The sequence below is a fragment of the Billgrantia pellis genome, assembly GCF_008297955.1.
Classification (GTDB): Bacteria; Pseudomonadota; Gammaproteobacteria; order Pseudomonadales; family Halomonadaceae; genus Halomonas; species Halomonas pellis.
The window spans coordinates 122,247-129,212 of record NZ_VTPY01000009.1 but is presented as its reverse complement, the minus strand read 5'-3'; the positions used below and the strand labels follow the sequence as shown (position 1 = coordinate 129,212).

General features: G+C 64.1%; 7 protein-coding genes and 1 rRNA gene. 6 read left to right on the top strand and 2 right to left on the bottom strand.

All coding sequences use genetic code 11. The features are described 5' to 3' along the window. Positions 1–78: ribosomal RNA gene (rrf, locus tag F0A17_RS21050) — 5S ribosomal RNA — on the top strand; the annotation flags it as partial. A 98-nt stretch (positions 79–176) separates the two neighbouring features. Here rrf and gloA2 read toward each other — a convergent pair. Together gloA2 and hisC are read right to left on the bottom strand one after the other, a co-directional pair. Next, the gene (gene gloA2 / locus F0A17_RS20295; RefSeq protein WP_149330185.1) at positions 177–581 is read right to left on the bottom strand and encodes an SMU1112c/YaeR family gloxylase I-like metalloprotein; all 405 of its coding nucleotides are present in this window, start codon (positions 579–581) and stop codon (positions 177–179) included. A gap of 52 nt (positions 582–633) precedes the next feature. Beyond that, a complete protein-coding gene (gene hisC, locus F0A17_RS20290) occupies positions 634–1,689 on the bottom strand; it encodes a histidinol-phosphate transaminase (protein ID WP_149330184.1) in 1,056 nt (351 codons plus the stop codon). Positions 1,690–1,807: 118 nt separating this feature from the next. On the opposite strand from hisC, the gene F0A17_RS20285 reads away from it, so the two are divergent. The 5 genes from F0A17_RS20285 (at position 1,808) to mnmH (ending at position 6,959) form a co-directional block, all read left to right on the top strand. Next, positions 1,808–2,704, top strand: coding sequence for an AEC family transporter (locus tag F0A17_RS20285; RefSeq protein ID WP_149330183.1), 897 nt, complete (start codon positions 1,808–1,810; stop codon positions 2,702–2,704). 113 nt (positions 2,705–2,817) lie between these two features. After that, positions 2,818–3,267, top strand: coding sequence for a copper resistance protein NlpE N-terminal domain-containing protein (locus F0A17_RS20280; RefSeq protein ID WP_149330182.1), 450 nt, complete (start codon positions 2,818–2,820; stop codon positions 3,265–3,267). A gap of 104 nt (positions 3,268–3,371) precedes the next feature. Next, positions 3,372–4,748, top strand: a complete 1,377-nt coding sequence (gene radA, locus F0A17_RS20275; protein ID WP_149330181.1) for a DNA repair protein RadA — start codon at positions 3,372–3,374, stop codon at positions 4,746–4,748. Between the two features lie 55 nt (positions 4,749–4,803). Continuing rightward, on the top strand, positions 4,804–5,841 hold the full coding sequence (gene selD, locus F0A17_RS20270; RefSeq protein ID WP_149330180.1) for a selenide, water dikinase SelD: 1,038 nt from the start codon (positions 4,804–4,806) through the stop codon (positions 5,839–5,841). Further along, positions 5,838–6,959 carry a tRNA 2-selenouridine(34) synthase MnmH gene (gene mnmH / locus F0A17_RS20265; RefSeq protein WP_149330179.1) on the top strand — a complete coding sequence of 374 codons (1,122 nt, stop codon included), beginning with the start codon at positions 5,838–5,840 and terminating at the stop codon, positions 6,957–6,959. Before selD ends, mnmH begins: the two co-directional genes overlap by 4 nt. The last annotated feature ends 7 nt before the right edge of the window (positions 6,960–6,966 follow it).

Below are 6,966 nucleotides of genomic sequence, written 5' to 3'. Positions count from 1 at the left end.
GCCGAACTCAGCAGTGAAACCGCTCAGCGCCGATGGTAGTGTGGGGCTTCCCCATGCGAGAGTAGGTCATCGTCAGGCATCTCTTCAGAAACCCAGCTTCGAGAGAGGCTGGGTTTTGTCGTTTGGGTCCACTCAAAACCCCGAGTGCCAAAGCGCTCGGGGTTTTTCTTTGCCTGTCATTTCTCTTCGTACAGCTCAATGGGAGTGCCGTCCGGGTCGCTCAGGAAGGTGAAGCGGGATCCCGTTAGCGCATCGGTGCGAATGGGCTCGGGCCGTGCACCGCGTTCCTCGAGTACCTTCACGCAAGCGTCCAGATCGGTGGTGGCCAGGGCAAGGTGGCGCCAGCCACAGGCCTCGGGGTAGTTGAGGCGTGCCGGTGGCTCGGGAAAAGAGAAGAGTTCCAACTGGATACCGCCGGGGAGACGCAAGTCCAGCTTGTGACTGTTGCGCTCCTCGCGATAGGTCTCATTGAGCACTTCTGCGCCCAGTACGTCGAGATAGAAACGCTTGGCCTGGGGGTAGTCGGCAGTGATCAGGGCGACATGATGAATGCCTGACAGAGGAAGGGGCGAGGTGCGCATGATGTGAGTCTCCGGAGCGATAGGGGCGCCGAGCGGCGCCCTCGGGGATAACTCAACGGCAGAGCAACTCGAAGGCTTCTATCAGGCTATCCATCTCGTCGTCGGTGCCGATCGAGATGCGCAGGAAGTCGCGCAGCGCCTCGCTATTGAAGTGGCGCACCAGAATGCCCCGCTCGCGCAGACTGACGAAGAGTTGGGCGGCATCGTGCCTGGGGTGGCACGCCAGAACGAAGTTGGCCTGCGAGGGCAGTACCTTGAAGCCGAGCTCTGCGAGGCGGCGAACGGTACGCTCGCGGGTAGTGATGACGCGCTCGCGGCAAGCGTCGAAGTGCTCGCGATCCTTCAATGAGGCAACCCCGAGCGTACTGGCCAGACTATCGATGGGGTAGGAGTTGAAGGAATCCTTGACCCGCTCGAGCCCCTCGACCAGCTCGCGTGAACCGATGGCATAGCCCAGGCGCAGGCCGGCCAGACTGCGCGACTTCGAAAAGGTGCCGATTACCAGCAGGTTGGAAAAACGGCTGATGAGTGGCACGGCGCTCTCGCCGCCGAAATCGACATAGGCCTCATCGATCAGGACCACCCGGTGGGTGATTCGCTCGAGCAGGCCGGCAATGGCGCTACGGGAGTGACCATGTGCTGTGGGCGCGTTGGGGTTGGCGAAGATGGCGCCGCCACTGTCGGCGGTAAAGGCATCGAGGTCGACTCGCCAATCGCTATCGAGGGGTAGGCCACGCCGCTCGATGCCATACAGCTTGCAGTAGACCGGGTAGAAGCTGTAGGTGATGTCGGGCATCTCGAGCGGACGGTCATGACAGAAGAAGGCTTGGAAGGCCAGGGCCAGTACCTCATCGGAACCGTTGCCAACGAATACCTGCTCCACTTCCACACCGTGCTCTCGGGCCAGTGCCTGTCGCAGGGCCAGGGACTGCGGATCGGGATAAAGTCGCAGGTGATCGACCGGGTACTCGCGCAATACCGCCTCGACACCGGGGGCTGGCGGGTAAGGGTTCTCGTTGGTGTTCAGCTTGATCAGTTTTTCACGTGGCTGTTCGCCCGGGACGTAGGGCGTCAGTTCGCGTACCGCCGGGCTCCAGAGCTGGCTCATGGTCTCTCGCTTGGCTGTCAGGACATGACTCAGCCATGTTGACCGCTGCGCCCTGACCGCGCAAGTCGGGAGCGTGCTAGCCTAGGCACTTTCGAGTGAACCCTATCCGGAACCCTTCATGACCGCACAGATCATCGCCACCCTGCTGCCGGTATTCCTGATTGCCGGCTGCGGCACCCTCTATGGTCGCTTTCGTACGCCCGATATCCGCAGCCTGAATACTCTCAACATGGAAATCTTCGTGCCCATGCTGGTATTCGCCGTGCTGGCGGATCGCCAGGCTCCGCTGGCGGATTACGCGGGTCTGGCACTCGGCGCAGCGGTAGTGGTGCTGGGGTCCGGCGTGGTGCTCTGGCCGCTGGTGAAACTGCTGAAGCTCGAGCCCAAGACCTTCTTGCCGCCGATGATGTTCAACAATTCCGGCAACATGGGCATCCCGTTGCTGGTGCTCGCCTTCGGCGAGGCGGCGTTGCCTGCGGCGGTGGTGGTATTTATCGTCGAGATGCTGCTGCACTTCTCGGTGGGGCTTTATATGCTCAGCCCGCGTACGCCGCTGTGGCGCCTGCTGCGCATGCCGATCGTGCTGGCCAGCCTGGCGGGCCTGGGTGTCAACCTGGGCAGTGTGCCGCTGCCCGGCTGGCTGCTCGAGGCACTGCACATGCTGGGTGGGGTGTGCATCCCGCTAATGCTGTTCGCGCTCGGGGTGCGCATGCTCGAGATCGATTTCGGCGATTGGCGGACCGGCCTGCTCGGCGCCTTGCTGTGCCCGCTGTCGGGGCTTGTCCTGGCGGTTCCGATGATACTGTGGCTGGAGCTGACGGGGCTACAGGCCGCAACACTCTGGGTATTTGCCGCACTGCCCCCCGCTGTGCTCAACTATCTAGTGGCTGAACAGTACCGGCAGGAGCCACACAAAGTCGCCTCTCTGGTGCTGATTGGCAACTTGGGCAGTCTGGTGGTCATGCCCATCGTGTTGGCGCTGGTCTTTACGCACGTCTACCCCATTGCGGGCTGAGGGTGGCGTTCGATCAGGCGGCCAGACTGTCTGCCTAAGCACTTTGGGGTTATGCTGTGACTCATGCTGACATCGGTTTACGGCGACAAAACCCATAGGTTAGGAGTGAGCAAATGCAAATAAGGACCCTGTTGGCTGGCTCGGCCATGCTGGCCTTACTGGCCGGCTGTGCGGCCGGCCCGACCGACGATAGTGCCGACATGGCAATGGACGATGCCGAAGTGGTTTATCAAGGTACTCTGCCCTGCCGTAACTGTGCGGGTATCGATCTGGACGTAAGATTGCGCGGTGATGAGCAGAGCTCACTCGAGGAGCGTACCTTCGATCTGCGAGCGAGCTACCGCGAGCATCCCCAGGAGCCGCCGGATGAAGAGTATGCCGGGAACTGGGAAGTGCTCAGCGGCACGGCCGTCGATCCGGATGCCACCGTCTACGAACTGACCCCCGACGGCGAAGGCCAGGTCTACTACTTCCTGCGTATCGACGACGAGACGCTGGAGCTGATTGATCCCCAGCGTCGCCGGTTCCAGAACAACGAGGCCCTACAGCTACAGCGCCAGTAGCGCTTGGTAGTCGACGAGCGAAGGCGGCCAAGTGGCCGCCTTCGTGCGTCTGGGAACGTGCGCCTTGTTAGAATGGCGCCGAGATCAGCGAGAGAGAGGCCGGCATGGCCAAAGCGAAGAGTGCCTTCGTCTGCACCGAGTGCGGGGCGGAGTATCGCAAGTGGCAGGGGCAGTGTTCGAGCTGCCAGGAGTGGAATACTCTCAGTGAAGTACGGCTGAGCGCACCCCGCCCGGGAGGCTCGATCGCGGGCGGGGCTGGCCGTTCCGGCTATGCCGGCAGCCTCTCGAAGGAGGTGGTCGACCTGGGCAGCGTTGACCTGACCGAAGTGCCGCGGCTCTCCTCCACCTTCGATGAATTCGACCGGGTGCTGGGTGGGGGGTTGGTGCCAGGATCGGCGGTGCTGTTGGGAGGCCATCCGGGAGCCGGAAAATCGACCCTGCTGCTGCAGACCGCCTGCAAACTGGCCCAGGCCCGTCGGGTTCTCTACGTCACCGGTGAAGAGTCGCTTTCCCAGGTGGCAATGCGGGCCCATCGCCTGCAGCTTCCCACTCAGGGGCTCAAGATGTTGGCCGAAACCAGCGTCGAGACGGTGCTGGCGGTAGCCGAGCGCGAGCGACCCGAAATCCTCGTCATCGATTCGATCCAGACCATGCATCTGGAGGATATCGCCTCGGCGCCAGGCGGCGTGGCCCAGGTACGGGAGTCCGCTGCGGTGCTGACGCGCTTCGCCAAGCAGTCCAATACCGTGCTGCTGCTGGTGGGGCATGTCACCAAGGACGGAACCCTGGCCGGCCCCAAGGTGCTGGAGCATATGATCGATGCCTCGCTGCTGCTCGAGGGCAGTGCCGACTCTCGCTTTCGCACCCTGCGCGGACAGAAGAACCGCTTTGGTGCGGTCAATGAACTGGGCGTCTTCGCCATGCTCGAACATGGCCTGAAGGAGGTGAAGAACCCTAGCGCCATCTTCCTGTCTCGTGCCGAAGAGCAGGCGCCTGGCAGTCTGGTGATGGTGGTCTGGGAGGGGACGCGTCCGCTGCTGGTAGAGGTCCAGGCGTTGCTCGACGAGTCGGCGCTGGGTAATCCACGGCGGGTCGCGGTGGGCCTCGACCAGAATCGCTTGGCCATGCTGCTGGCGGTACTGCATCGCCATGGCGGGCTGTTCACCGGTGACCAAGACGTGTTCCTCAACGTCGTCGGTGGGGTCAAGGTGCTCGAGACCAGTGCCGACCTGGCCGTGCTACTCGCCGTGGTGTCGAGCTTGCAGAACCGTCCCCTACCGCGGGAGCTGGTGGCGTTCGGGGAGGTGGGGCTCTCGGGAGAAATCCGCCCGGTGCCCAGCGGCCAGGAGCGCATCGTCGAGGCGGCCAAGCACGGCTTCACCCGGGCTATCGTGCCGCGGGCCAATGCGCCCAAGCGAGCGCCCGATGGCATGGAGGTCGTGGCCGTGGACAAGCTGGCCGACGCCCTCGAGGCGCTGTGAGGCAAGGGCGTCCCACTGCGGTAGAATGACGACTGAACTGGCCAAGGAGAACGAGATGAGCGCGATTCGCCTGACTCAATACAGCCATGGTGCCGGCTGTGGCTGCAAAATTGCCCCTGACGTACTCGACAGTATCCTGGCCAAGGCCGGCCCTGGGGCAACCCATTCGCGTCTGATCGTGGGCAACCAGGGCCGCGAGGATGCGGCCGTGTACGACCTGGGGGATGGCCGCGGCATGATCGCCACTACCGACTTCTTCATGCCGATCGTCGATGATCCCTTCGATTTCGGTCGCATCGCCGCTACCAACGCCATCAGCGACGTCTACGCCATGGGCGGCAAGCCGGTGCTGGCGCTGGGCATCTTGGGATGGCCGCTGGACAAGCTCGGCCCCGATATCGCCGGCGATGTGGTAGCCGGTGCCCAGGGCGTGTGCCGCGAGCTGGGCCTGGCATTGGCCGGCGGACACTCCATCGACGCGCCGGAGCCGATCTTCGGCCTGGCGGTCAACGGCCTGGTCGATCTCGATCACCTCAAGCTCAACAGGGGCGCCCAGGTGGGCGACCTGCTGTTCCTGACCAAGCCGCTGGGCGTGGGGTTTTTAACCACCGCCGAAAAGAAAGGACTGCTCGAGTCTGGCCATCAGAACCTGGCCCGCGAAACCATGCTGAAGCCCAACCTGATCGGCATGGACCTGGCCAGAGTGACGGGAGTGCATGCCATGACCGACGTGACCGGCTTCGGCCTGGCCGGACATTTGACCGAGGTATGCCAGGCCAGCGGCGTGGCCGCGCGCATTGATTTCCGCCGCTTGCCGCGTCTGGCCGAAGCCGAGGCCTATCGCCGTCGCGGTGCGGTGCCCGGTGGCACGCATCGCAACCGTGATGCCTTGGGCGCGGCGCTGAAGGAGATGGACGAGCCGCACTGGCAGTGGTTGTGCGATCCGCAGACCTCCGGCGGACTGCTGCTCTCGGTGCACCCCTCCTGGGAGGACGATGTCGAGCGCATCGGCCGTGAGCATGGCATCGAACTGGTACCGTTCGGTGAAGTGGTCAAGGCCGAAGGTCAGGCCCTGATCGAGGTGCGCGGGTGAATCTGCCCCTGATCGAGCCCGACCTCTCCCTGCTACGCCAAGGGAAGCCGCTGATCGACGTGCGAGCGCCGGTGGAGTTCGCCCAGGGCGGCCTGCCCGGGGCGACCAACCTGCCGCTGATGGATGACGAAGAGCGTCGCCTGGTGGGCATCGAATACAAGCATCACGGCCAGCAGGCTGCCATCGCGCTGGGACAACGGCTGGTCAGTGGGGGGATCAGGGCGTCACGCATCGGTGCTTGGCGGAGTAGGATCGAAGCGCACCCCGATGCGGTGATCTACTGCTATCGCGGCGGACTGCGCTCGCAGATCGCCCAGCAGTGGCTGGCCGAGAGCGGTATTGAACGTCCGCGCATCCGCGGCGGCTGGAAGGCGATGCGTCAGGCGCTGTGCCAGCACATTGACATGGCGGCGGGGCAACCGCTGCTGGTGGTTGGTGGGCTGACCGGCTGCGCCAAGACGGCGCTGATCCAGGCACTGCCCAACGGGCTCGACCTCGAGGGCTGCGCCCGCCACAAGGGCTCGGCCTTCGGCCGTCATCCGCTGCCGGCACCCAGCCAGATCGATTTCGAGCATGCCATGGGGCTTCGGTTGCTGTCGCTGTCTGGCCCGCTGGTGGTGGAGGACGAGTCGCGCCATATCGGGGCCGCCAACGTGCCGCTCACCTTCTGGCGGGCGATGGAGCGCGCTCCTCGGGTTCGGGTAGAGATGCCTCTCGACTGGCGACTGGCGCAGATCCACAAGGACTATATCGACGATCTATGGTCCCTCTATCGTCATCACTTCGGCGAGTGGCTGGGCTGGGCTCTGATGCGCAAGCAGCTGTCTACCGCCCTGGCGCGTTTGCGCAAGCGCTTGGGCCATGCCCGGCTGGCCCGGTTGCAGCGTCTGCAGCAGCTTGCCTTTCGCGAGCACGAACGCGGCAACCGCCAGGCGCATGAGGCGTGGCTGGCACCGTTGCTGACCGAATACTACGATCCCATGTACCGCTATCAGCTCGAGAAGCGCGACCCGGGCCGTTTCCTGCACGTGGGTGACTGGGAGAGTTGCCTGGAAGCGGCCCGCGCCTGGTCGACGGAGGCTTCGCGTCGCCAGGACGGGCAGTTGCAGCCGGCCTGAATCGGCC

Bases quoted from the DNA above. Each gene is read 5' to 3' on its own strand.
- gloA2 (WP_149330185.1), bottom strand. From the start codon at position 581: ATGCGCACCTCGCCCCTTCCTCTGTCAGGCATTCATCATGTCGCCCTG.
- hisC (WP_149330184.1), bottom strand. From the start codon at position 1,689: ATGAGCCAGCTCTGGAGCCCGGCGGTACGCGAACTGACGCCCTACGTC.
- F0A17_RS20285 (WP_149330183.1), top strand. From the start codon at position 1,808: ATGACCGCACAGATCATCGCCACCCTGCTGCCGGTATTCCTGATTGCC.
- F0A17_RS20280 (WP_149330182.1), top strand. From the start codon at position 2,818: ATGCAAATAAGGACCCTGTTGGCTGGCTCGGCCATGCTGGCCTTACTG.
- radA (WP_149330181.1), top strand. From the start codon at position 3,372: ATGGCCAAAGCGAAGAGTGCCTTCGTCTGCACCGAGTGCGGGGCGGAG.
- selD (WP_149330180.1), top strand. From the start codon at position 4,804: ATGAGCGCGATTCGCCTGACTCAATACAGCCATGGTGCCGGCTGTGGC.